This window comes from Streptococcus ferus DSM 20646, assembly GCF_000372425.1.
Taxonomy (GTDB): Bacteria; Bacillota; Bacilli; order Lactobacillales; family Streptococcaceae; genus Streptococcus; species Streptococcus ferus.
In genome coordinates, this window is sequence record NZ_AQVD01000002.1 from 215,663 (window position 1) to 240,870 (window position 25,208).

21 protein-coding genes are annotated in these 25,208 nt (G+C 41.3%); 3 read left to right on the forward strand and 18 right to left on the reverse strand.

The features are described 5' to 3' along the window. Positions 1-29 precede the first annotated feature (29 nt). The 12 genes from A3GY_RS0104025 to A3GY_RS0104080 form a co-directional block, all read right to left on the reverse strand. Positions 30-758, reverse strand: coding sequence for a polyphosphate polymerase domain-containing protein (locus A3GY_RS0104025; protein ID WP_018030125.1), 729 nt, complete (start codon positions 756-758; stop codon positions 30-32). Beyond that, the gene (locus A3GY_RS0104030; protein WP_018030126.1) at positions 745-2,529 is read right to left on the reverse strand and encodes a CotH kinase family protein; all 1,785 of its coding nucleotides are present in this window, start codon (positions 2,527-2,529) and stop codon (positions 745-747) included. The genes A3GY_RS0104025 and A3GY_RS0104030 overlap by 14 nt, the downstream gene beginning before the upstream one ends. Next, positions 2,526-3,977, reverse strand: a complete 1,452-nt coding sequence (gene pelG, locus A3GY_RS0104035) for an exopolysaccharide Pel transporter PelG (RefSeq protein ID WP_018030127.1) — start codon at positions 3,975-3,977, stop codon at positions 2,526-2,528. The genes A3GY_RS0104030 and pelG overlap by 4 nt, the downstream gene beginning before the upstream one ends. Then, positions 3,965-5,380 (reverse strand): GT4 family glycosyltransferase PelF, encoded by a 1,416-nt coding sequence (pelF, locus tag A3GY_RS0104040; protein WP_026161919.1) that lies wholly within the window; start codon positions 5,378-5,380, stop codon positions 3,965-3,967. The genes pelG and pelF overlap by 13 nt, the downstream gene beginning before the upstream one ends. Then, a complete protein-coding gene (locus A3GY_RS0104045; protein WP_018030129.1) occupies positions 5,377-7,212 on the reverse strand; it encodes a DUF2194 domain-containing protein in 1,836 nt (611 codons plus the stop codon). The genes pelF and A3GY_RS0104045 overlap by 4 nt, the downstream gene beginning before the upstream one ends. A gap of 13 nt (positions 7,213-7,225) precedes the next feature. Then, on the reverse strand, positions 7,226-8,137 hold the full coding sequence (locus A3GY_RS0104050) for a tetratricopeptide repeat protein (protein ID WP_018030130.1): 912 nt from the start codon (positions 8,135-8,137) through the stop codon (positions 7,226-7,228). Further along, on the reverse strand, positions 8,130-9,971 hold the full coding sequence (locus A3GY_RS0104055) for a Rossmann-fold NAD(P)-binding domain-containing protein (protein WP_018030131.1): 1,842 nt from the start codon (positions 9,969-9,971) through the stop codon (positions 8,130-8,132). Before A3GY_RS0104055 ends, A3GY_RS0104050 begins: the two co-directional genes overlap by 8 nt. A gap of 207 nt (positions 9,972-10,178) precedes the next feature. Further along, a complete protein-coding gene (locus A3GY_RS0104060) occupies positions 10,179-10,895 on the reverse strand; it encodes a DUF1003 domain-containing protein (RefSeq protein WP_026161921.1) in 717 nt (238 codons plus the stop codon). Positions 10,896-10,922: 27 nt separating this feature from the next. Then, the gene (locus A3GY_RS0104065) at positions 10,923-11,306 is read right to left on the reverse strand and encodes a RidA family protein (RefSeq protein WP_018030133.1); all 384 of its coding nucleotides are present in this window, start codon (positions 11,304-11,306) and stop codon (positions 10,923-10,925) included. A 118-nt stretch (positions 11,307-11,424) separates the two neighbouring features. Beyond that, the gene (gene asnS / locus A3GY_RS0104070; protein WP_018030134.1) at positions 11,425-12,765 is read right to left on the reverse strand and encodes an asparagine--tRNA ligase; all 1,341 of its coding nucleotides are present in this window, start codon (positions 12,763-12,765) and stop codon (positions 11,425-11,427) included. A gap of 20 nt (positions 12,766-12,785) precedes the next feature. Further along, positions 12,786-13,967, reverse strand: coding sequence for a pyridoxal phosphate-dependent aminotransferase (locus A3GY_RS0104075; RefSeq protein ID WP_018030135.1), 1,182 nt, complete (start codon positions 13,965-13,967; stop codon positions 12,786-12,788). Between the two features lie 53 nt (positions 13,968-14,020). Further along, on the reverse strand, positions 14,021-16,486 hold the full coding sequence (locus tag A3GY_RS0104080; protein ID WP_018030136.1) for a bifunctional DnaQ family exonuclease/ATP-dependent helicase: 2,466 nt from the start codon (positions 16,484-16,486) through the stop codon (positions 14,021-14,023). Between the two features lie 129 nt (positions 16,487-16,615). On the opposite strand from A3GY_RS0104080, the gene A3GY_RS0104085 reads away from it, so the two are divergent. After that, positions 16,616-17,467, forward strand: coding sequence for an alpha/beta hydrolase (locus A3GY_RS0104085; RefSeq protein WP_018030137.1), 852 nt, complete (start codon positions 16,616-16,618; stop codon positions 17,465-17,467). Positions 17,468-17,500: 33 nt separating this feature from the next. Here the strand turns inward: A3GY_RS0104085 and A3GY_RS0104090 are convergent, their stop codons facing one another. Further along, the gene (locus tag A3GY_RS0104090; protein ID WP_018030138.1) at positions 17,501-18,253 is read right to left on the reverse strand and encodes an esterase family protein; all 753 of its coding nucleotides are present in this window, start codon (positions 18,251-18,253) and stop codon (positions 17,501-17,503) included. 11 nt (positions 18,254-18,264) lie between these two features. Then, positions 18,265-19,443 carry an ATP-grasp domain-containing protein gene (locus A3GY_RS0104095; protein WP_018030139.1) on the reverse strand — a complete coding sequence of 393 codons (1,179 nt, stop codon included), beginning with the start codon at positions 19,441-19,443 and terminating at the stop codon, positions 18,265-18,267. Positions 19,444-19,644: 201 nt separating this feature from the next. Between A3GY_RS0104095 and A3GY_RS0104100 the strand changes: the two genes are divergently transcribed. Beyond that, positions 19,645-20,280, forward strand: coding sequence for an MBL fold metallo-hydrolase (locus A3GY_RS0104100; RefSeq protein WP_026161923.1), 636 nt, complete (start codon positions 19,645-19,647; stop codon positions 20,278-20,280). A 26-nt stretch (positions 20,281-20,306) separates the two neighbouring features. On the opposite strand, the gene ftsX is transcribed toward A3GY_RS0104100, so the two are convergent. The 4 genes from ftsX to queG form a co-directional block, all read right to left on the reverse strand. Beyond that, positions 20,307-21,242: a permease-like cell division protein FtsX gene (ftsX, locus tag A3GY_RS0104105; RefSeq protein WP_018030141.1), complete on the reverse strand. Its 936-nt coding sequence runs from the start codon at positions 21,240-21,242 to the stop codon at positions 20,307-20,309. Beyond that, positions 21,235-21,927: a cell division ATP-binding protein FtsE gene (ftsE, locus tag A3GY_RS0104110; protein WP_018030142.1), complete on the reverse strand. Its 693-nt coding sequence runs from the start codon at positions 21,925-21,927 to the stop codon at positions 21,235-21,237. The genes ftsX and ftsE overlap by 8 nt, the downstream gene beginning before the upstream one ends. 26 nt (positions 21,928-21,953) lie before the next feature. Further along, positions 21,954-23,049 (reverse strand): peptide chain release factor 2 gene (gene prfB / locus A3GY_RS0104115; protein ID WP_111703019.1). Its coding sequence is split into 2 segments (ribosomal slippage): positions 21,954-22,976 and positions 22,978-23,049, totalling 1,095 coding nucleotides; the frame shifts between segments, so codons are not numbered across the junction. A gap of 46 nt (positions 23,050-23,095) precedes the next feature. Then, on the reverse strand, positions 23,096-24,220 hold the full coding sequence (queG, locus tag A3GY_RS0104120) for a tRNA epoxyqueuosine(34) reductase QueG (RefSeq protein WP_018030144.1): 1,125 nt from the start codon (positions 24,218-24,220) through the stop codon (positions 23,096-23,098). Between the two features lie 104 nt (positions 24,221-24,324). Here queG and A3GY_RS0104125 point away from each other — a divergent pair, with 104 nt between their 5' ends. Beyond that, positions 24,325-25,185, forward strand: a complete 861-nt coding sequence (locus A3GY_RS0104125) for a metallophosphoesterase (RefSeq protein ID WP_018030145.1) — start codon at positions 24,325-24,327, stop codon at positions 25,183-25,185. The last annotated feature ends 23 nt before the right edge of the window (positions 25,186-25,208 follow it).

The following is a 25,208-nucleotide window of genomic DNA, read 5'->3' on the forward strand; positions in this document are numbered from 1 at the left end:
ATGTATACAGGGGACTTTCCCCTTTGTCATTAAGCCTCATACCAATAATCGAAACTATTTAGATAGCGCGTTTTTTCATAGCATAAGACGTATTTTGATACCGCCAAAAACTCATCGGACTCTGCTGCAACAATGTTTTTCACCATTTGAGGAAGCAGCTCAGTATATTTGACTTCCATAACCAATTTCCCAGGTTCAAAAATGGGCAAAGTGGGCAGACTGTCGTCAAAAATATCAAAACTACCTATTGCTGCTCTCAAATTAGAGTCAAAAGTCAGACGAACGGTTCCGACATCAAAAATCCAAGGTTCTCTTTCATAGTCAACAATCACGCGCGGACGCATAAGATTTGTCATACACTCATAGTAAAATTCTTGACATAAGGGATGGGGACTTTTTAATAAAAAACGATAATCTCCTTTGATAATTCGCTCTGTTTCTTCACGCGTTAAAGGAGCCGATTCTTTATAGATATGTGCGCCAAACTTTTTCTTACGTTCTAATTTGATGCTTTGATCACTGTAATTATAGATTCTGATACGATACTTTTTTCGCATAAGAATACCAGCCTCTTTCTCTTCATAGCTACTATTCCAGTAGTCATCAAAATAAAGACTGCGGATGGTATAGGCACCTCCTGAGGCATGCTTGTCGAGCGTCAATAATTCTTTAAAACGTTTGGTCAGCAGCTTTTTTCCCGGATGGTTAATCAGATACTTTAGTTCGTGGCGAAAACGTTCTTCCTTATCCTTCTTCATAAGTTTCCTCCCGAATCTTTCCATTTTCTAAGACATAGAAACTCATAATACCGTAAAACTTCTCATCATCGGTAATATAATTATCAAAGGCACGCTGTGAGACACCATCAGAATTTGTAGCTGTCACACGGATGAAATACTGGCCCTTGTCTAGCTTAGACATCTCTGCAGAAATTGTTTTTAAACCTGATTTTTCAAAAATTTTATTCTTGAAACTGTAATCTTTGGCGACTTCCACAGTGTAAGTGATGTCTTTATTATTGAAATCGTAGGAAGCTCCCCAGCTTAACTGAAGTTTATTATTTTTGACACTAGGGCGATCGATAAAGAAAGGCTGCGGACTCTTCAAGGTCCGGAGATAATCTTGATAATTGCTTTCCAACTCATTAGGAAGCTCCTGCAAAACCTGATTATACTCATCCGAACTTAATTTAGCATACATTTGATCAGGCATTTTTGCTAAGTAAGGTTTAACCACTTCAGCATATTTTTGAGACATACTGGAAATACGCTCTTTTGTAATTTGTTTTCTCAGCTGATGCATAGCCTGATCAAGCCCTTTGCGAAAGTCGTCCGATTTCAACAGACGTTGGAAAAGATTGTTTCCCCAATAGTTGCTGACACCTACTTCCCAGCTATTAGCCTTATCAGATGCTTTTCCTAGAAAACTTCTTTCTGTTTTTAGGAAGGAGCTGTCATTATCCCAAGGAATGATATACCATTTTGTAGAGTTCTGAGGACTATATAAAAACATATTTCGACTTTGAGTATCATCATTTCCCATCAAAATCTGATAGGCCATCCACCACTGAATATTTTCACTGTCAAAATATTTTTTCAACAGAGTATCAACAGAGACAGAAGGATCGTTCACTTTCTTTAGCATGTCTACTAATTTAGTATGATCATGGTCCCCTTTAATTTCAAGGAGCTCCTCAAATTTTTTCTTGTTAAACTTAGGATTATCCTCCGTCACAATTGTATCTTCATAGGGAAGAAATTCGAAGAAATTAACCTTATAAAGGTGAGCATTTTCATCCAGGCCATGTGTCTCTAAATATTTTTTATTAATCTGCTCAACCTGTGTATATAAGCCATAATCCTGATAAGTTGCCGTGCCGTTTCCAGTTTCATCTTTGACATAGAGATGCACAAACTGAGTGCGCGCCCCCATAATCTGAGGAATATCTTCAATCAAGTCATAGGACAATTTATTTCTGAATCGCATTCCTTCTGTCTGATGTTTATTCAGATTTATTGTTCTCTGATTTTCCCAAGTTCCCTTATTTTTTTTGATTTCAATTTTATAATTCTTTTGTTTATTTTTACTGGACGTTTGTCCGCGAACCTGAACTGTCGCATTTGGGACCTCTTCACCATAGCCAAAGTCTCCAGGCTTAGGACCGTTTTCATCACCAGCTTGCAATAAAGCAGCCACTTGATAACGTTCAACATTCATCCGTTCATAATCATAGGCCGAGTAGGTGTTGATTTCCTGCCATGAATGGTCCGTTCCCTCTTCTTTATTCCCACGCCGAACAGTTAAGTACATTGTTTTGACACTGGTGTCATCATCCGAACTGTAGAGGGTATCATTATCTCTTAAGTGAGCATCCTCAATCTTTTCTTCCTTGGCTTTTTTAACAGTTTGAGCTGTTTTGGTTTCCGTTGACTCCTTACTGCTGGATTGGTTGCTATAAATTACCAATCCCAAAGCAAGAGCTAACAATGACAATCCTAAAAAAAGAAATTTTCTTTCGTCGCTTCTCATAAATCTTCCTTTCCAATTTTTCCATCCAGTTGCTTGGCCCATAAGGTAAATTTGCCGCTTTTAGCTACTGGTAGTATAGGCTGACTTCCCAAAATATGGTAAGATAAGTCCTTGGTATAGGCATGAAGACGCCTTGATGCCGTAAAAAATAATAAAATACTGGCTATCAAAAAACCAAATCCATAAAAATCTTTACTAAAAAACTGCAGGATAAAAGTTAGTAGGACAGAGCTTATGGCAAAGTATTTTGTTGCTTGCTTGGCCCCTTGATAATCAGCAAAATAAAGAAGCGCCAATAGATTGGCATTACCAATCCCATAGAGGCCATAAGCCAGACAGAGTGTCTGAAAAAAGCCTCTCATTTGTGCGTTAAAGCCCAGAGGTAAAGCAGATAATAATTCATTCCCCAAAAACATAATCAGCACAGTTGCCATCAATTGCTTCCAGGCTAAATACTTTAATTCATTTTGCAGTACTTCCAGCATTTCCACCTCAGCCTGTTCAATCTCTAAAAGATTCCCGTTTTCGTTATACAGGTTGAAGTACTTTTGGAACTTTGGATAAAACAAAACTTCAACCGACACAACAAAACTGACTGTCGCTACCAAGGTGGTCAAAAAAGCAAACATGGCGGGAACATCGTAAACAGGAGCCGTTCGCAGCAAGCCATCCACCCTTTCTCCTAAGACACTGAACCAGGTCATCAGAATATGGGCAAATAAGCCTACAAAAAGGTAGGAACCTATTTCAAATAAATCCCCAAACCGATCAAAATACGTTAAAAATTCAAAGGAAGGTTGAAGACTGTTAGGAAAATAAAGGCATAAGAGCCAAATCAAGCCGAGAAACATGACGCCATAACCAATACAAGCACTGACTAAAAGTCCGTAGGGAACTGACAGTAAAACCAGAACAAGGCCCGAAAGGAAAGTTGCTAAAATAGCTATAAAAAAGGAAAGCAGAATATTACGATAATCCTTAAGAGCTGTCAGATAATTCAAGGCATTCCAGATAAGTGTCAGCTCTCCAAACAGTAATAAACACAACAGCAACTTAAAGAAAGCAATTCCTGAAAATAAGAGAAAAAGACTATAAACTATACCGCCCATAGCAAGCATTAAAACACTTGAAGCAAAGAAAGAAGGTAGAATCTTTTTTATTTTTCCTTCATACAGCATATCCGAAACATAGCGTGTTAAAACAAATGAAAATGGGCTACTGAAAATCAAAGAAAACAAAGTAGAATAAGAAATCAATCCCAAAAGAGTATTACGATCTTGATTATCTAAACCACCTATCACACTAAGATAAGCAATTGTTGCCAGTAAAAGAATTCCTAACAATAAAGGACCGGCATAAATGATACTGGTATAGGCATAAACTTTTTGTTTGGCAAAAAAGCCTCCTTTATCAGATATTTTTCTTAGCTCAAAACCTATTCCTGCCATGTCTCAATGCTCTCCTTATATAATTGCCTGTATTGTTCTATCATTTGATGGTACTGGTAATTTTTCGCAATTCTTTTTCTTGCAGTCTGTCCCATCTGATTCCTTAGATCAGCTTGCAAGCACATCTTTTTCATAGCTTCTGTTAAACCTCTTCTATCGGTAGGAGGCACACAGTACCCTGCCAAACCTAAGTCATCATCTTTTCGACCTTCCAACAACTCTCTGCACGCTCCAACATCAGTTGTTACACATGGTCGGGCAGCCGCCATTGACTCAAGTACTGACAGTGGCTGACCTTCAGAAATACTAGTTAAAACGGTAAAGTCCAATTTTTCCATGTAAGCTCTGATATCCACACGGCCTGTGAAAATAAGATTATCTAAATTCATTTTTTGGGCAAGGGCAAAACACTGATCAGCATACTCCTGATTATCAATCCCACCCATAATGTGTAATCTTACCTTCGGCAATTGAAAAGACAGTTCGTAAAAGCTATACAAAAGTGTTTCAACATCCTTAATCGGAGCCATTCTTATTACCGCTCCAATATCCACCCAGCCGTCTGGCTTTTTCAAGGGAATATTGGAAAATGTTTCAAAATCAATCCCATTAGAAATCACTTGGCATTTATCGGGGGCACATCCAATATCAATCTGAATTTGCCTAGCCTTGCTAAAAAGACTGGTAATCCGGTCTGCTTTAGAATAAACGGCATCTGACAGCATGTAAAAGAAGGCAATCCATTGATTTTTCATTGAAGGCGTGAACCAGTCCGACCGAATAATTTCTTCTTCCCGTTCACGAGTATAAATACCATGTTCTGTCAGTAAAACTGGTTTATGATATTGATGAGCTCCTAGAGTCGCAAGCACACCACCATACCCCGTCGCAATCGTATGATAAACATCTGCGTCAGGCACGTCTTTTGATATCAGACACAGCAAAGGAAGCAAAATGGAACGCATGGTATGAAAGACATCTGACAAAGGAACGAAAGCATATTTTTCCACACTCATTTGTTTCAGAAGCTGTAAAAAAACATCACTTTCTAAAAACGTTACTGGTGTCAGCCGTTTTGACTGAAATAAATCAAAAAGAAGTGACCAGTCAGGCCGCTCACAAGCAACCAGTTTTTTCAGAGTTTCAAGCTCCGCATCTGTTAAGTCTGAACTACCGCCGTCTTTAATATTTGGCATGTCTAGATCATCCAAAAAGACCTCATGTATCTCAAGGACATTATCAGGCAGTTCATAAACAAACTGACCCTGTTCTTCCTTTTTGGCACCAATAGCCCAAATCACAAATTCATGTTCTTTCAGTTCCGTTATATACTGGTGGGCCCAAGTAGAGACACCCCCGTGAACATAAGGATAGGAACCTTCAAAGACCATACAGATTCTCATTTGTTATCACCTATTAATTTTATTGATATTTTTGATGATGTTGCTTCTAAAAGATAGAGGTTCCCAGTTAACTGTTTTAAACGGCCACCAGACACTTTCCCCGGTTTTCCCTTATTAATGCGAACCATCAAATAAGCCTTATCGTAAAAATTATCCAAATCAAGGGCCAGCTCTCCTGCTGTTTTTTGTTGGTTCACTTTTAAGACAGCATACCGCTGAACTGCTCCTGCCAGCTGAGAACCTGTTAAATGCCGCATAGATGGCGCGGTCTTTTCAAGCCATGAAACATGCCGTTCCAAATGCTTAAACATATAAGCCCAGCCATGTGCTGCCCCTCGATCTTTATCCAAGGCATCATCGGGATGAATAAAATGGTTATTGACAAAGTGCATGTTCATCTCTGAGAAGGCTGCCATTGTCTCGTAGCCTTGCAAAATAGTTCCAGAGGTTGTTCTAGGCTGCTCAATCATCCCATCATCAGCAATCTCAAATTCCTGCACATAGGCCTGTTCCCCTGGAAAGTAATTGCTGGCAATGCTCTTAATCCGCGGAAATTGCTTGACAATCATTGAACGACCTTCGCGGGATAAAATATTGGAAGGGGGAACATAAACCGATTTTGGTGTTCCGGGAAATAGTTCATCTGTAAAGCGAATAAGCTCTTTCAGTGATGACTTCATAGCCTTCGTACTGTCCCAGCTTAAGTAACCGTGGTCACTTTCTCCTGTATTTTTTAAATTATAAGGTTGATGGTTATAACCATGATAGCCGATCTCTCCACCATTAGCTAATAAGGAATCCCCAAAATACCTGAACCTCTCTAAATCAGTTTGAGGCACTGTAGAGCCATTAACAGCATTTTCATAGTTTTCAATAACAACACCTGTATATTTAATTTGGTACTTCTCAGCAAGTTTCAGCATATCTGGCCACCAAATATTGGTATAAAAATCCGATACCGTCATATTATAATCCCGTGTAATGTAGTCCGCATTTCCTGAAGGAACGGGGGCCGGAAAATCATCTAAATAGTAGGTTGAACCATTAATGACAGGATAGGCTGTCACGTCTGTCAGCAGACTATACGAAGCTGCATAGAGACCTCTAACAGCTTTGTTATAGAGCCCAAAATTATCTATGACAAATTTGCCTTTGCCATACTCCCTCTCCCAGATTAGAGGAGTCTTTTTTTCGTCGCCAGTCCAAGCATGTATTTTACTGTCCTTGGACAGTGTGATTGCTCTCGCAGAGTCAAATGCTTCATCAATCACATAATCTCGATTGCCACCAATCATGAATTCATTATCAATAAAAATACTATTAACCTGTGTATTGGTATACCCCGAGGTCACAATCCCTAGCTTTTGCTCAATAGGTGCCAGATATTTATCCTGACTCATCGTCATTCCAAAAAGAACCTGTCCTCCTTTATGCGTCCAATCCATCAAGTCATCTACCCGAGAAGAAACTTTTTCTAGATGGGGTAATAAAACGACAACTTTTTGATAGGTCGAAAAACTAGGAATCTTATCTGTTGAAACATCAATCAACTGATAGCCCATTTTCATATCCTTAAGAATCTGTTCAAATTCTACTTGTATCTCTCTGCTAGATTCATTTTTTCCGTCAACTAATAAGAGGGTCTCCTTTTTTAAACTTTTAAAGACCTTATTTGAACTTGGAACATTCCCCTTTAGATAGGTCGTCTTTCCCTGGTCAACATTATAAGGACGGCCATTTTTCTGTACTAAAAGCAAACCTGCAATGACCACGAAAATAAGCAGAATAACCAGTGATTCCTTTAAAGGAAAAAAATCTTTTTTCGTTTTCAAAATAACCTCTCCTTTAAGCAGGTGCCCAAAAGTCTACTGTCATCTTATTTTTAGTAGAAATGTAGATATTCTCTTTCTTCATTCTGGTCAACAGCTCTTCTACCTTTTGACCTTCTTTTAACACCAGATAATAATTTAAGCGTAAGAGCCAGGTTTCTTCTTCCCTTGGCCACTTGGACACCATTTTTTCCAGTCCTGCTTCGGCTCTGTCGTATCTCTGCAGCAAGAGTTCATTTTCCACCAAAGAGACATAGTCTGATAGGCTGTCTCTTTGCGCCAGCTTCTTTTCCAACTGAGTCGCATAATCTCTCCGCAATACTTTCGCCATTTCTCCACCGATCAATCCAGTTGATAGGTATTTGCCCAATAATCGGCAATAATCTGTCAAAAGAGCATAATTATCGGGTTTTAGGGACAATTCCTTTTCTAATTGTGCCAATTGAATATCATATTGATGAGACAGTTCAGCGATAATACTGCTTGCATAATGGACAACCTCACTATCCTCATTCAAACGAGACAAGTAAAGTAGATCCAGAAACTCCTCAGGCTGATCGCCAATAATTTCTAGCAACACCTTTCTTGAGGTAGCTGAATCTTCTAATAATAAGGATTCTTCCAAAGGAGTAACATCCGTTTTCTGATCTTCCTTAACAGTCAACTGCTTATTAACTGTTCTTTTCTCAACAGGTACAGATAGATCTTCTTGATGAACAAAAGTTCCCCCTTTTTGAAAAAGGTCCTGTTTTTCTAAAAAATGCAGGAGGATAACTCCCAGAAAAGGGACAGTAATGACAAATATCAGGTAAATAAACGGGAGATGATAACGCCTTTCCTTAAATCCACGATAGGCATATAAGCAGGACCCTATATAAAGCAAAGTTAATAGCAAGCTGACAAGAACTTCCATTGTCTTATTACTCAATCTTTCTATCCTTAATGGCAAATTCATTCTCGGCCGATGGGACTTTCCCAAGTTGATCAACATAATATTGCTGATAATATGCCTTAGATAAGGCAGACTCGGTCATCTCACCTATCATTTGCAGACAGTTGATTTGGTGCAACCCCATTTGATTATAAGAAACCTCTTGAACCCAAATAAGAAAGCGCAGAACCCCACCATCTCTGACACCCAGTACATAGGCAGGATGGTCTTTTAAAATTTGTCGATTAGACCAAACCTCTCCCTTTTCAACAGTTTTCAAAATTTCTGGAAAAGATTGGGGCTGCAAGGCTGTTTGTGATAATAGGGTCGAGGCTGTTTTTTCTGTTTGCAGCAACTCCAATACTTTCTCATCTTTTAAGTCATAGACTAGAATAGCTTTCGTATCTAACCATTCCTGTAAAATCTTAACACTTTCTTCTAGAATAGATACCCCAGACGACCTATCTAATTTCTTAAACACATCAAAAAACTTAGCAAAACCATCTCGGCTGCCGATTAACTGCCGTTTGAGCTTCTGTTTATCTTGAACAATACTACTATGCACACCTTGAATAAAGACATTTTGCTCTTTTAACAACTGGTTTTCTTTTTTCAACGACTTGCTATCATCTTGATTCTTCATCTGGACAAACCCACAGACTGCAGCAATAAAAATATACATGATAAAAGGAAGCCATTGCTCTGTATTATAAAGAATAATACGCCAATCTCTTCCAGAAATAATATTATTAATTAATAATGCTGCGGCAGATAAGAAGGCCGAAGCGATACCGTAATAAGTACCAAAAACGGTACTGACTAAGACAACAAATAAGAGGCGAATATCAATTAATCTAAACTGAAAATGAGCATTCGTATAAAGATGCAGAAATTCTGAGACAAGGAAAAGAGCCATAATTTCAGCAATTTTTTGAATCCGTTGATGGGAACGCAGGATACTAATCAAGTCATCTAAGCGACTAGTATATTTGGCAAAACGATGCTGCTCCAGATAGAGTGTATAAAGGTCTGTTAAATCATCTATAATCGAATAGTGCATGAACCAGCCATAACGTTTTCGTAACGTTTTGTCTGGCTGACTTTCATTGGTCTGAGTCTGAGATGACTGACTCGCATTGGCAGAACTAAATTGAACAGAGGGACAGGAGGTCACTTTTTGTAACTGTTCAGCCAGCTCCTTAAAGGTCACTTTAAAGGGATTGACAATTTGTAGTGTTTCTCTATCATTATTCCAGCTGTCAAATAGCCTAAACAATAAATCAGAAAGGTCATCCATGTTAATGAAATTTGTTAGCTCATCCTGTTTTTCCGTGAATAGGAGACTGCCAGACTCTGCGGCCTTAAAGAGCTGACTCATATAATCCCTAGGATAGATCGAAGAATATAAATAAGGACTCTGTAAAATCTTAAGACTCGATGACGAATGGGATGTTTTCCAGTTCATACATAAGTCTTGAGCCGTTTTAACAATGATCTGATTAGAACCTTTAGCTTCTAGCGCTGTCAGATAAAGAACCTTAATATGTTCCTGTTCTTTTGCATAACCAAGAATTCGCTGCAGTTGCTCCAATTCCCCAATTCTGTCATTTTGGTAGGTTAAAGAGTCAGAAAAGTAAATCATTTGGTCAAATTCATAAGACTCAAAAATAGACTCTTCCAGACTAATGTCATTGGTGAAGACGGTTATTCCCATCTGTTGAGATGATTTTAAATTAGTATCACCTAACAAAAAAAGCTGATGATTGGGAAAAGCTTCATTAAGAAATGTTTTTGTTATATAGCCTATATTACCAATTAATAATGTTTTCAAGTTTTAGATACTCCTTAAACACAATACACTTCTATATCCTATTACTTATTATTTGAAAAAAACCAGTAAAATAGATTAAATTTTCGTTACTAATTATTGCTTTTTCGTCTTAATGGTATCACTTTTAACATCAAATGGCAATAATATTTTTGTTTTTCAAATGATTTGAAAAACAAAACAAGATTGGTGCTGAGCACCAATCTTGTTTTAGGATTTTTCTTTCTCTATCCGTGATAATTGATGACTTATGGAGGCCAGCATTTCTGTCTGTAATCTTTGGATTTCTAACAGTTCACTCTGGTCTTGCTGGACAATATGATCCAATTTAGCATGCAAATAACGGATTTCTTCCTCGGACTTCTTATTAACCTTAAAGTCGTTCTGTGCCTGCAAGCGGTCGTACTCTGCCGCTCTGTTTTGACTCATCATGATAAGAGGCGCCTGTACCGCTGCCAAAGTTGATAGAGCTAAATTCAGCAGGATAAAAGGATAAACATCAAAATGCAGACCAAACAAATGGAGCTGATTAACCAACATCCAGGCAGCCATCAGTAAAATAAAGGAAATAATGAAGGTCCAGGAACCTCCAAACTTAGCCACCGCATCCGCAATTTTCTGACCAAAGGTAATCTTGGCCTGAAACTGTTCTTCCACATTGCTGTCCAATTCTTCCTGACTTAAAGAAGAGATGTAGCCTTTGATGTTATCATTCTTTTCCTGTGCTCTGATGATGATTTTATTCAAATAGGTTAACGAATATTTGGTCAGATTAGCATAAGCAATAAAATCATCGTCCTTTAAGTCCGGACAATCTTGCAAGATCTCTGCCTTAAGCCCTTGATCTAGATTCTTTAGGAAGACACCGTCTGCTTTTGAATAATGTTGACCGTCAAAAACATCTTGATAGCGCGATTCATTTGCCATATCCGTCACACTTTCTTCTCCAAAAAATCAAGAAATGATTTCGGCAATCACTTCAATTTCGATTTTAACGTCTTTTGGAAGCCGAGCAACTTCTACGGCCGAGCGCGCAGGAAAGTCATCTGAAAATGCTTGTGCATAGACCTCGTTAAAAGGGACAAAATCGTTCATGTCACTAAGAAAGCAAGTTGTTTTGACAACATGATTAAAGTCTGTTTTTGCTTCTGCTAGGATGGCAGCGATATTGTTCAAGACTTGCTGGGTCTGCTCTTGGATGGTCTCACCGACCACCTCACCTGTTTCAGGAGACAGAGGAACCTGACCTGATGCAAAGAGCAGGTTTCCAACAATCTTTCCCTGAACATAGGGTCCAATGGCTGCGGGGGCTTTATCAGTATGAATTGTTTTTGACATAGTGCTTAACTCCTTTAGTTTTTCTATATTATAGCAGAAAAAGCCCATTTAGAAAATCGTGATGCTGTCAGACAACACAAAAGCAGCTAGAGTTTGGCCAGCTGCTTTCTCATATTCCTTATGGTCGAAGGCGATGAAGCATCCGCGGGAATGGAATGGCTTCACGGATATGTTCATTACCTGTAATAAAGGTGACCGCTCGCTCCAGACCCAGTCCAAAACCTGAATGTGGAACACTGCCGTATTTACGGAGATCCAGATACCAACCATATTCGGCTTCTGAGAGACCGTATTCGGCCACCTTATCTTTAAGGTAATCGTAATCCGTCGCTCGCTCCGAACCGCCAATAATTTCACCATAGCCTTCCGGCGCAATTAAATCGGCACAGATAACAACATCATCTCGAGTAGGATGCGGCTTCATATAGAAGGCCTTAATAGCTTTAGGGTAGTTAATGATAAAGGTCGGTACCCCATAATAGTTTGAGATAAATGTCTCGTGCGGTGAACCAAAGTCCTGCCCCCACTCAATGGCCTCATAATCATTGTCAGCCGCTTTCTCCTGAAGGAGGTTGATCGCATCATCATAGGTGACACGTTTGAAAGGCTGATCCAGATAGTTTTGCAAAAGACTGGTATCCCGCTCTAGCACCTCGAGAGCATAGGATTGATTGTCCAAAACGGCCTGAATTAAATGCTTAACATAGGCCTCTTGGATATCCAGTGATTCCTCGTGCTTGACAAAGGCCATTTCTGGCTCAATCATCCAGAATTCAGTCAAATGTCGGCGTGTCTTGGATTTTTCAGCCCTAAATGTCGGTCCAAAAGTAAAGACCTTGCCAAAAGCCATGGCACCAGCCTCCGCATAAAGCTGGCCTGTCTGACTCAGAAAAGCTGGCTGACCAAAATAATCGGTTTCAAAGAGTTCAGTCGTTCCTTCTGGTGCAGAGCCTGTCAAAATCGGCGGATCTAGCTTAACAAAGCCCTGCTGATTGAAGAACTCATAGGTCGCTCGAATAATCTCATTACGAACAAGCATGATGGCATGCTGTTTTCGGGAACGCAGCCATAAATGACGGTGGTCCATTAAGAAGTCTGTGCCATGCTCTTTGGGTGTAATAGGGTAATCTTCTGATTCACCGACAATCTCAATGTCTGTTAGATCCAGTTCGTAGCCAAATTTAGAACGTGTGTCTTCTTTGACAATCCCTTTCACCAGAACAGATGTTTCCTGGTTCAGCTTTTTAATGGTATTAAATTTCTCCAACCCTACTTCCTCACCAAATTTTTCGAGGAAATTTGGTTTAAAAGCGACCGCCTGAAAAAAGGCTGTTCCATCACGCAGCTGAAGAAAGGCAATTTTGCCTTTCCCAGATTTATTGGCTACCCAAGCGCCGATTGTCACTTCCTCACCAAGATGGTGCTTGACATCAATAATAGATACGTAATCTTTAGACACAATAATCTCTTTTCTAATTCTTAATTTTCCATGAAGGCTTTGATTCTTCTGACAGCCTCTTTCAAAGTATCCAGATCAGTAGCATAGCTTAACCGAAGATTTTCAGGGGCTCCAAAACCAGCTCCCGTCACAAGAGCAACACCCGCTTCCTCCAGAATAGCTGTGGTAAACGCCGTCACATCGGTATATCCTTTCATTTCCATAGCTTTCTTAACATTAGGAAAAAGATAGAAAGCTCCCTCAGGTTTGATAACCTCAAAACCAGGAATTTCTGCCAGTAAAGGGTAAATGGTATTGAGGCGATTCTCAAATGCTTGACGCATATCCTCGATAGGCGCCTGATCTCCAGTCAAGGCCTCTATCGCTGCATATTGGGCAACCGTTGTCGGATTTGAGGTGGTCTGGCTGATAATCTTAGCCATCGCCGCAATAATATCAGGATCACCCACGGCAAAACCAATCCGCCAGCCTGTCATGGAGAAAGTTTTGGAAACGCCGTTAATCGTAATTGTTTGTTTACGAATTGCTTCTGAAATACTTGAAATAGGCGTAAAGATAGCTCCGTTATAGACTAGACGACCATAGATATCATCCGCTAAAATGAGGACGTCATTAGCAACCGCCCAGTTTCCAATCGCCTCTAATTCAGAACGACTATAAACCATGCCTGTTGGGTTAGATGGTGTATTAAGGAGAAGCACCTTTGTTTTAGCTGTTCTGGCTTTTTCCAACTGGTCAACCGTAACCTTAAAGCTATTATCCTCGGTTGTTTGGACAAAAACAGACTGGCCTTCTGCCATTTTAATTTGGTCCGCATAAGAAACCCAATATGGCGTTGGGATAAGAACCTCATCACCAGGATTGAGCACAGCCATAAAAAAGGCAAATAAGATATATTTAGCACCTGAGCCCGCAACCACTTCCTTTGGGCCAATCTCATAACCATAAAAACGCTCAAAATAAGTTTTTACAGCTGCTTTTAATTCCGGCAGGCCACTTGCGACAGTATAAAAACTTGCCCTCCCATCTCTGATGGCAGCAATCGCTTTATTCTGGATATGCTCTGGTGTTACAAAATCGGGTTCTCCCAAGGTTAGGGCTAAAATATCGCGCCCTTGAGCGGTCAGTTCCTTAGCTCTAGCTCCCGCAGCCAGAGTAACAGATTCTTCCATTTCAAGCACACGTTTTGATAATTTGGTCATTTGGTCTCCTTTTAACTGACTTTACGATTGCTCAACAATAATAGTCCTCAATATTATATCAAAAATTTCGCTATTTCAGACATAATCTGGTCAAAATTTTGACTAGCTAAATGGGCTGTTTCTGACAGCGATTTGTAGATTATTTTACCGTAAGATTTTTTCATTAAGCGGCTGTCTAACATAACAACTGCTGACTTTTGGTTTTCTCGCCGTTTCGTCCTACCAATCGCCTGCTTGAGTCTGAGGATAGTCACAGGCAACGTATAGTCATAAAAAGGGCGTTTTCCTGATTTTTTTAAAAAGTGATTGATTTTTTTCACCATAAAATCTTCAGGATTGTCAAAGGGCAGACGCGTAATCACTTCAAGAATTTTATCCTGCTGGATAAAATCAACCCCTTCCCAAAAACTGCCTGTTCCAAGAAGAAAATGGCTTTCCTCACGGTCAAATCGCTTTTTAACATTAAAAGCTGTTCCGTTTTTATCCTGCGTCAGATGTGGCAGATGAAGCCGATCCAACCCGTCAGAAACAGCCAGCATCGTTTTTTTAGAATTAAATAAGACTAGCGTGGGCTGATGCAGTTTGTAAAGCTGAGAAAGGCGTTGGATAAGCTGTGTTTCATACTCTATCTCATCCAAATGATCTACTGGAGGCATGGATTGGTCTACCCAGATAGACTGACCTTGGCTTGGCTCTTTTTCTAAACTGTCAAAAGTAAATGCTTTAAACCCCAATAAGTCTGCCAGACTGACCTGTGAACTCATCTGCAGCGTTGCTGACACTAGAAAAGTTTTTCTAGTCTCCGGCAGAAAAGCTGAAAAATCCATGACATCCATACTAGCCGATTTTAAATAAATCTGCCGATGCTGCTCAAAGTAGTCTTCTTCAAACCAAAATAAAGAAAACCGCTCATCTAAGGCTTTTGCTAAATCCAGAAGCTGCTCGCAATCCAGCTCTTTCACATCTTGCCGTAGGCGTTGAACCAGATTGGCCTTAAGCTGAGGAGAAACTTGTTTATGAAACTGCTCCAGCAAGTGATTCAGCTCAAACTGCAGACTTTCAAGTAGCCTTCTTTGGAGAATGGGCGGGTCCTCATCTAAAAGGGAGCTAATCGTTTGCAAGGTCTCTCCCATATTAAGCTGCGAGCGCGTAAACTCTTCCCAAACCAAAAATAATTTCTGTGCTTCATCAAGCACCAGATACTTCCCTTTAACAAAGGCTTGGTCATCCTCAATGCGTGTCAGAAGATAGGCATGATTGGTAATTAAAAGGCGGCTCTGCTGAGCTCTTTGGTGAGATTTTTGCCAGAAATCCACGTCTTTGAAAAGCGAAGTCTGACTTAAGCTGCCATCATGCTTGAGCTTATCAAAATAAGCTGCGTAACGCTGTTTTTGCTGAATTTCATCTAGGTCACCCGTATCCGTCTCTGTCAACCAAACCAGAAGCTGCATCTTATAGCGATTGACGAGACGATTATCCTCATGATTCTTTAGAGAAGCGTAGAAGGTATCTAGTTTGAGGTAGTTACGGGGACTTTTTAGGCTATGTGCATTGATATGGAAAGTCTGGGCTAACTTTCGAGCCTCATTGGCCATAATCTGGTCCTGCAACACCTTGGTCGGTACAGAAAGGATGATTTGTTTTTCCCCCTCCTGTTGGGCTAAGAGCGGGAGGAGATAGCCAAAAGTTTTGCCAAGTCCAGCCTGAGCCTCAAGGAAACTGACCCGGCCGTCATCTATATGCTTTTCAAGAAAGCTGGCAAATGCCTCTTGTTTTTTCCGCCGGTCTAGACCCAAAAGAGCAATATTCGTCGCAAAATCAGCAGACAGGCGGCGCTCTTGCAAAAGCTGCTTGGGTTTTCGGAGAACGATGCCGCCTACCTCTTCAAAGCAGTCTTCTAACAACGGCTTGGCAGCTTCGAAAGCTTCCTCAATCACCAAGTGCGACTCAAACAGCAAATTATCAGACAAGGCTAATAGGTTTTCCAGAGTCAGCTTGGGAAGACGAGCCATTTTGTCTTGAAGTTTCAGAAAAAGCTGAGCCGTTGCCCTGGCGTCAGCTATGGCTGTATGGGCATCAGACAAGTCTAGTTCCAACTGTTCGGACAGACTGCTCAAACTGTATCTTTCAAACTGGGGATAAAAGACTTGCGTCAGCTCAACCGTATCAACCCTAGGCGTCAGCAGCTCATACCCCTCTAAAAAAAGATGCTCCGCCAAAAGATTGGCATCAAATTTGACATTATGAGCAACGAATACACAGTCTGAAATTAAACCAAAAATGTGAGCGGCAACCTGAGAAAAATCAGGAGCCTTCTCAAGCTGCTGGTCGGTAATCCCTGTTAAATCACTAATATGCTGAGAAAGCGGCTCATGTGGATTGACATCCGTTTCATAGCTTTCTATTACTCGGCCGTTCTCAAGAATGACAATCCCCACCTGAATAATAGAGGCTGTCTGATGCGCACCGGTCGCTTCCAAGTCAACGACAGCATATTTTCTAGTCTTTTTTTCCGTCATAACACTAAAATTATATCATATTTTATCAGAAAATTAAGGGCTTCTGCCGTGGACAAGTCCGTGGGGGAGACAGAAAATACTACCTTCGTCTTTTTTTCTGAGACTTCTATGTTATAATAAGATTATCCTATGACAAAAAGAGATACTGATGTGAAAAAGACGAAATTGAACAATTACTATCTTGATATGAAGGAACACTCGCTCTATATTCCTTACTACGACGAAGATCGCCGTATCCGTGTCCTACTTCCTAAAGATTATGACAAAGAAGACTGGGCCAGCTACCCCGTTCTCTATATGCATGATGGGCAAAATATTTTTTACAGTAAAGAATCCTTTTCGGGTTATTCTTGGAAGATTATCCCTACCATCAAAAAACACAAAGAGCTGCCGAAACTCATTATTGTCGGTATTGATAATGCCGGTGACAATCGGCTGAATGAGTACGCGCCATGGATGACTGATGTCGGAACCACCCCTGAAACGGCCAGCGTCGGCGGAGATGGCATGGCTTATGGTAAATGGGTCGTTGAGGTTGTCAAGCCTTTTATTGACAAAACCTATCGTACCAAGCCTCAAGCAGATGATACGCTTCTGGCAGGATCTTCTATGGGAGGCATTATTACAGCCTACATGGGAGCAGCCTATCCAGATGTCTTTGGCAACCTGGGTGTCTTTTCCTTAGCCTCTTGGTTCAGCGAACGTGATTTTCTTCGTTTTACGGATCATCATCCGCTCGCTAAAGACAGCAAGGTTTACATTCAGGTCGGTACCAAAGAAGGCGATGAAGTCGATGAAGAATTTGCACCTGATATGAACCAAGCTTATATCGACTGCAGCCTGCATTACTACCAGTCACTGCTCCGAACTGGGCATCCTATGGAACAAATTGATCTTCACATCATGGCTAATGAAATCCACCACGAAAAACATTGGGCAGATCATTTTGTAGAATTTCTGCAATTCTGTCTAAAAGATTGAAAAAACTGGGCTTAAGCCCAGTTTTTTAGATTATTAAAGCCTACCTTCTTCGGCTAGTTTTCCTAAGAAGTAAGGCATTTGTACACGCCACCAGTCCCAATCATGGGCCACATCATGTCCCCAATAATCAAACCAAGCCGGAATCGATTTAGCTTCAAACGCCTCCTGCAGACGGCGGGTATCAGCTATATGGGGTGCTTCCCAAGCCCCTTGACCGACAGCTACAATGAAACGGTTTTGACGGTAGCGATCCAAGAACCATGGATCCTCCTGATTCCAAAGGTAATCAATGGGAGAATTGTAATAAACAGCTTCATCTCCATAAAATTCTCCGGTAAAGAAACGTGCATCATAAACTCCTGAGAGAGCAATCGACACGTCAAATAAATCGGGATGGCGAAGAGCAAAATTGACCGCATGAAAGGCTCCCATTGAACAACCTGTTGCAATCATCGGACCTTGCCAGTTTGCTTCATAGCGAATCAGGGGAACTAATTCATGAATAATATAGCGATCATAGGCTTCATGAGCCAAGGCCATATCATGGCCTGACTTCCATTCCGCCAGCCAAGATTCTTTATCCAGCGAGTCTGGCGTATAAAATCTGACCCGACCTTGATCAATCCATTCCTGACAGCTGGCAATCATGCCGAAATCACCATACTCATCCTGGCTCCCTCCAGATGATGGAAAAACAATAACAGGTTTGCCAGCATGTCCATAGACATTAAAAGACATCTCGCGTCCTAATTCTCCGCTCCACTGGCTTCTTCTTTCAAAATGCATGACTCACTCCTCTATACTTTCTCATGTGCAAACTGGATAATGTCTCTCATCTGAGCCAGACTTTCTGTCCGTGCCAAAATCCCAACCTCGCCCATAATTTTCGCAAAGATTCCCGGAACAGAATCAATGCTGATGATCTCCTCTCCATACCTAGCTTCAACCTCTTCAATCGAATGGACGTAGTTTTGATTGGCTTTTCGGGAAATATAGACCACGTTATAGGGGTGGGTAATCTGGGTGTCAAAGCGATTATCCTTGACGATATGAGCATATTCATTGAAGACATCAAAGTCATTGGCGTAGTTCCACATATCAATGGTCAAGCCTCCCGGCGGACGGCAGTTGACTTCAAGCGCCATAAGTTCCTTGGTGCTTTTGATTCTGAAAAATTCAAAGTGGAAAAACCGTTCCTTGACATTAAAGGCTTCAACACATTTCTTGCCCAGTGCCACCAGTTCTGGGGCAATCTCACGGGGAACATAATAGAACATGTCCCCGTCTTTTTCAACGGTATCAAGAACAGCTTCTGAATATTCCAGACTAGCGTAGAAGACGATCTTACCATCATGATCCGTCAAACCGTCAAAGGTCACAATATCACCATCGATAAATTCCTCCATAATATACTCCACACCTGGAGTCTGATAAGTAAAGAAATCTTCTAGCTCTTTTGGCGATTTAATCTTATAGGTGTCTGATGCTCCGACACCCGAATTCGGTTTGATAATCACAGGAAAACCCAATTCCTGAGCTAGTTTTCTGGCCTGATCGTCTGAATGAAAGACCTGACCGCGGGCCACTTTCAGACCGGACTGGCGGAAAATTTCCTTCATCTTAGCCTTGGTTTTGATGGCCAGCATGTCTTCATTTTTGTAGCCGAAAACGTTAAAGTCTGTCCGCAGACGGGCATCCAGTTCCAGCCAATACTCATTGTGAGACTCAATTCGGTCGATTCTGCCGTATTTAGAGGCGAAATAAGCCACCGCACGATAAACCTGATCATAGTCTTCCATATTGTCCACACGGTAATACTCTGTCAGATGATCCTTCAGTCCCTGACTGAGCGCCTCATAGGGAGCATCCGCAATCCCTAAGGTATGGATACCATTTTCTGACAGCCGATGGGCAAAGGTCTCGAAATTTTCAGGAAAATGGGGCGATATCATTACAAAATTTAAAGGTCTAGCCATTGTCATCATTCCTATTCTTTAGTAATCATTACTAGTCTAGCACATTTTGGGGGAATATTCTATCTTATTGACTAAATTTTCTGATTATTCAAGCTATTAGGGACTTGCCCAGACTTTAAGCTTGTTCTCGGTTAAGAGCTCATTTCAAAAAAAGTGACTTTTTTCTTACCAGAAACCATCATTTTTGGTAAACTGATAACTATGGAAGTATTAAAAATTTTAAATGACATTGCTCGTGAAAATACCTATCTTATCAGCAACGATCAAGCTGTCCTTGTTGTGGATCCCGGATCAAACGGCCAGAATATCCTGGCCAAACTCCAAGATATCAATAAGCCGGTTGCCGCTATTCTCCTCACTCACGCGCACTACGATCATATTATGAGTGTTGATCTTGTTCGCCAAGCCTTCAACCATCCGCCTGTCTATATTGCTGAAAAAGAAGCCTCGTGGCTCGGTAGCCCTCTTGATAACCTATCCGGTCTCGATCGCCACAGAGATATGGAGGATGTCCTCGTGGCACCTGCTGATCATTATTTCAACTACCAGCAAGACTATGATATAGCTGGCTTTCAGTTTAAGGTGGTGGAAACCCCCGGCCATTCTTGGGGCGGTGTCTCCTTTATCTTTCCGGAAGAAGCCATGGTTTTTTCAGGAGATGCCCTATTCAAAGGAACTATCGGACGGACCGATCTGCCGACCAGCAACTATGAAGACTTAATCAGCGGCATTCGGAGACATCTGTTTTCCTTACCTAACCACTATACCGTCCATCCCGGCCACGGTCCCAATACGAGCATCGGACATGAAAAAAATAGCAACCCCTTTTTCCAGTAACATAAAAAAGCCTGTTAAGGCTTTTTTTATATCTTAAGGAAACGTCTCATTGACAGAATAGACCCCAGAGCTCCAATCAAAATACCGATGACAAACATTCCTCCGATTAAATAATAAACAAAAGGATGCGGTGAATAGATGCTTAAGTTTTGCGTCAGCAGATCCGGATTAAACTGCTTAAAGACGAAATCGTAAAGGAAATAAATGGCAAGCGCCGGCAGAATAGTCCCTAAGAAACCAACCCAAGCCCCTTCAAAGAAGAAAGGTGCTCTGATATAACCATTTTTAGCCCCTACCAGACGCATGATCTGAATTTCTGTACGACGGGACAGAATGGTGATGCGGATGGTATTAGAAATCAGGAAGATGGCTACAAATACCAACAAACCTGTCCCAACTAAGCCCCAAGTCCGAACAAAGCTAGCCAGATTGAAAATATTTTCAGACTCGGCACCGCCGTAGGTTACTGAATCAATACCGGCAATTTTTTCAATCTGCTTGGCAACACTTTTCACTTTGGACGGTGACGTCGTCTGAACGATGTAGACATCGTAAAGCGGATTGGCATCGCCGTCAAAAAGATTCCAGTCCTCGCCGTAGGTTTCTTTGAGTTTGGCTAACTGCTCATCCTTACTGGAAAAGGTGATACTCTTGACATTCGACAATTTTGCAATCTGATCATAAACCTTATGATAATCTGGATTGGCAATCGTCTTGCTGGCATCATTGGGATCAACATAAGACTCAACAGCATCTTTTGAATCAACCTGCAAATAGGTATTGATCTGAATATTCTTTTCGATTCCCGAGGCTAGTTTTTCAGTATTGAGCAAGAAAGCTGCAAAAATACCAACTAACGTTAAAGTAATAGTAACTGAGCTGACCGCAGCCAGTGTCATCCAGCCGTTACGTTTTAAATTTTTAAGAGACTGCCAAATATGACGGAAAAATCTTCTAATCATTATAACCGTATTCTCCTTCCTCTTCATCACGCACTAAACGACCATCTTCAATCGCAATGACACGATGACGAAGGGTGTTGACGATGTGACTGTTGTGAGTAGCCATCAGAACAGTTGTTCCCTGAAGGTTGATGCGTTCCAACAGCTGCATGATTTCCCAAGAAATTTCTGGGTCAAGGTTACCCGTTGGTTCATCCGCAATCAAAACCTTGGGATTATTAACGATAGCACGCGCAATCGCCACACGTTGCTGCTCACCTCCAGACAACTGATCCGGGAAAGAGCGCATCTTGTGCTTAAGTCCTACGAGGTCCAATACCTCTGCCACACGCTTTTTGATGACCCGTGGTTTTTCACCGATAACTTCCATCGCAAAGGCGACATTTTCAAAAACCGTTTTATTAGGAAGCAGTTTGTAGTCTTGGAAAACCACGCCAATACTGCGGCGAAGCAGGGGAATTTCCCGCTTCTTCAATTTGGCAAGGTTAAATTTACCAACTTTCAAAGATCCTTTGGTTAATTTTTCTTCACGGTAAAGGAGCTTGATAAAAGTTGATTTACCAGCCCCTGATGGTCCAACAATGTAGACAAACTCACCTTGGTCTACTGAAATAGACATATTTCTCAAGGCAGTTGTACTGCGGTGATATTTTTTATTAACACCTTTCATTTCAATTAGTGCCATTAAATTTTATTTCCTCTCTAATATCATTAAGTCATACGCCATTTAAGAAAGGCGTCAATAAAGCCATCCAGATCGCCATCCATCACCTTGTCAACCTGGGAAACTTCAAAATTGGTCCGATGGTCTTTGACCATAGTATAGGGTGTGAACACATAGGAACGAATCTGACTGCCCCAGGTGATTTCTTTTTTGTCTCCCTTAAGCGCGTCTACTTCCTGAGCTTTCTTGTCTTGCTCTAACTGGTAGAGCTTGGCCTGAAGCATCTTCATCGCGCGGTCACGATTGCCATATTGGGTTCTGTCTACGGTCGAGGAGACCACAATACCCGTTGGAAGGTGGGTCAGCCGAACACCGGTTGACACCTTGTTGACATTTTGTCCACCAGCTCCGCCAGATCGAAAAGTATCCATCTTGATATCATCATCTCGAATAGCTACCTCAATCGTGTCATCCAGTTCAGGCATGACTTCTACAGAGGCAAAAGAGGTATGTCGGCGTTTGGCTGAATCAAACGGAGAGATGCGCACCAGACGGTGAACCCCCATCTCAGACTTTAGAAGGCCATAAGCATTCGGTCCCTCAAAAGAAAGGGTGACACTCTTAATGCCCGCTTCATCTCCAGCCTGATAATCCAGAACTTCTACTTTAAAACCTTTGGCATTACCAAAGCGGGTGTACATCCGCAACAGCATGTCCCCCCAGTCCTGAGCCTCGGTACCACCTGACCCTGGGTGAATTTCCAAAATCGCATTGCTGGCATCGTAGGGCTCCGATAAAAGGAGAGTCATTTCATAACTGGTCATCAGCCGATCCAGTTTGGCCAGACTTTCCTCCAACTCAGCCTGCAAAGAGTCGTCTTCCTCCAGCATCTCAAATAGGAGCTCCGCTTCCTCTGCCAAGGCATCCATGTTATGGAAGGTATCGTATTTGACTTTCAGCTCGTTTAACTCCTGTGACGTTTTTTGAGCTGCATGGTTGTCATTCCAAAAGTCAGGCTCTGTCATCTGATTTTCCAACAGAGCAATATCTTCTTCCAGACGGTCTAAGTCAAAGAGACCTCCTGAAGCCAGTCAACTTCACTTTGTTTTCTTCTATTTTTTGGCGTATTTCTGCCAGATCCATATCTACTACCTCATTTCAATAGTCCACTTATTCTACCACAGATAGCTTAAAATTGCCATTTATTCAGAAGATTTCTCTTCTCTGTCAGAACATTGTCATCTTGGGAGTCAATTCCTTCAATAAACCGAACCAGGTCTTCCGTAGGCTGTTTGACTAGCTCCCCCAGTGACCAGAGAGCTGTCGCGGCGTGAATAGGATTTTGCCCTTTATCAATAATTTCCAGCAGTTTAGCAACAGCTGTCCTATCGTTCGCATTTGCCAGAGCAATAATCGCGTTACGCTGCAAGATATTTTTGCCCCGCCAAGAAGCCGCTATCAAGCCAAATTTTTCCTTGAATTGTCTATTAGACAGGTCTAAAAAGGGTAAGAGTTCCGGTTCAGCCAATTCTGGGTCAATCTGACTGGCCAAAGGATTGTTCAACCCCTTATTATAAGGGCAGCAAATCTGACAAATATCACAGCCATAAATCACTGTCTTGATTTTCTTGCGAAACTCTAGATCCATCATCCCTTTATCCTGCGTCTGAAAACTGAGACAGCGCCTAGCATTCATGCTGCCGTCACCCATCAGACAGGAGGTAGGGCAGGCATCCAGACATCTTCGGCAGTCCCCACAGTCGTAATCAACAGGACGATCGGGTTCAATTTCTAAATTGGTAATCAGCTCCCCCAGATACATATAAGAGCCAAATTCTTTTGAAATGACCAAGCCATTTTTTCCGATAAAACCAATTCCGGCTCTTCTGGCAACTGCCGTATCCACCAAGGCACCGGTATCCACCATAGCCTTATGTTCCAAAGGAAAATCCTGGCAAAGCTTTTCAATCCCCTCCGCCAGCTGTTTGAGCTTATCTTGAAGGACATGGTGGTAATCCAATCCCCAAGAATTAGGTGTGATTTTGCCCCGACGATAAGCTGTTTTGGGAGGTTTCACCGGCAATTTATGAGGGTAAGCAACTGCGATGGAAATAATGGTTTTGGCACTAGCAAGGGACAGTTTCGGTTTTAGTCGTTCTTCAATGACTTGATGTTCAAAGCCCGAAGAGCGGCCTTCCTCAAGAGAAGCCCGCAGTGTCTTTTCCAAATAAGCGAAATCATCAGCAGTTGTGAAGCCAATTTTTGAGATACCGATCTCAGCGGCTAATTTTTTAATGTCTCCCTTAATGTCCATGACCTTATTTTAATGAATTTTGTGTCGGTCTGCAAGTTTTTACGCATTAAGATTTGTAACGTTTATGTCAGCTTCTTTACAAAAAATCATGATAAAATAGGACTATGACAAAATTAGCCCTTATGAGTGATCTGCATATTGATTTAAATCACTTTTCTGATGTTGAAATTCAAACACTTAAGCAGGTCTTGAATGACGAAGGTATTGATCATCTTCATCTTGCCGGTGATATTTCCAATAATTTTAAAGATATTAGCCGCCCTTTTTTAGCGGATTTGGGTAAAGAGGTCAATCTCAGTTTTAATCTTGGAAATCACGATATGCTTAACCTCAGCGAAGACGACATCCGAAGACTGGATTTCCAGAGGATTGATTTGACCCCACAGACCAGCCTCCTTAGTTTTCATGGTTGGTATGACTACTCCTTCTCTAACCAAAGCTTAGAAAAAATCACTCAGCTCAAAAAAACCTTTTGGTTTGACCGCCGCCTAAACCGTTTGAAAAATGATCCGCAAATCTGTCAAGACAGCCAGGACCAACTAGAACACCATTTACAGGAGCTGAAAGAAAAAAGAGTGATTGTTGCCATGCACTTTGTCCCCCACAGCAACTTCACGATGACCCACCCCCGATTTACCCCTTTTAATGCTTTCTTGGGAAGCCAATCCTTCCATCATCTTTTTAGGCAGTATGGGGTTAAAGACGTTATCTTTGGCCATGCTCATAGATCTTATGGAGATGTTGCCATTGATGGTGTCAGTTATCATTCCAGACCTTTGGGCTATATTCGTGAGTGGGATTTGACCATAGACTTCGTCAATCAAAATCCCCGCTATAATCCCAGTGGCAGCTGGAATCTCAGTAAACGTTACAATGCTGTCCGACAGTTGCCTGATTTTCAAAGCCATAAGCAAGAAAAATTAGCAGATGAATTTCGACAGTCGATGACTGTCTTTGACCTATAAATAAGTAAAGGCTGGAAAGACCG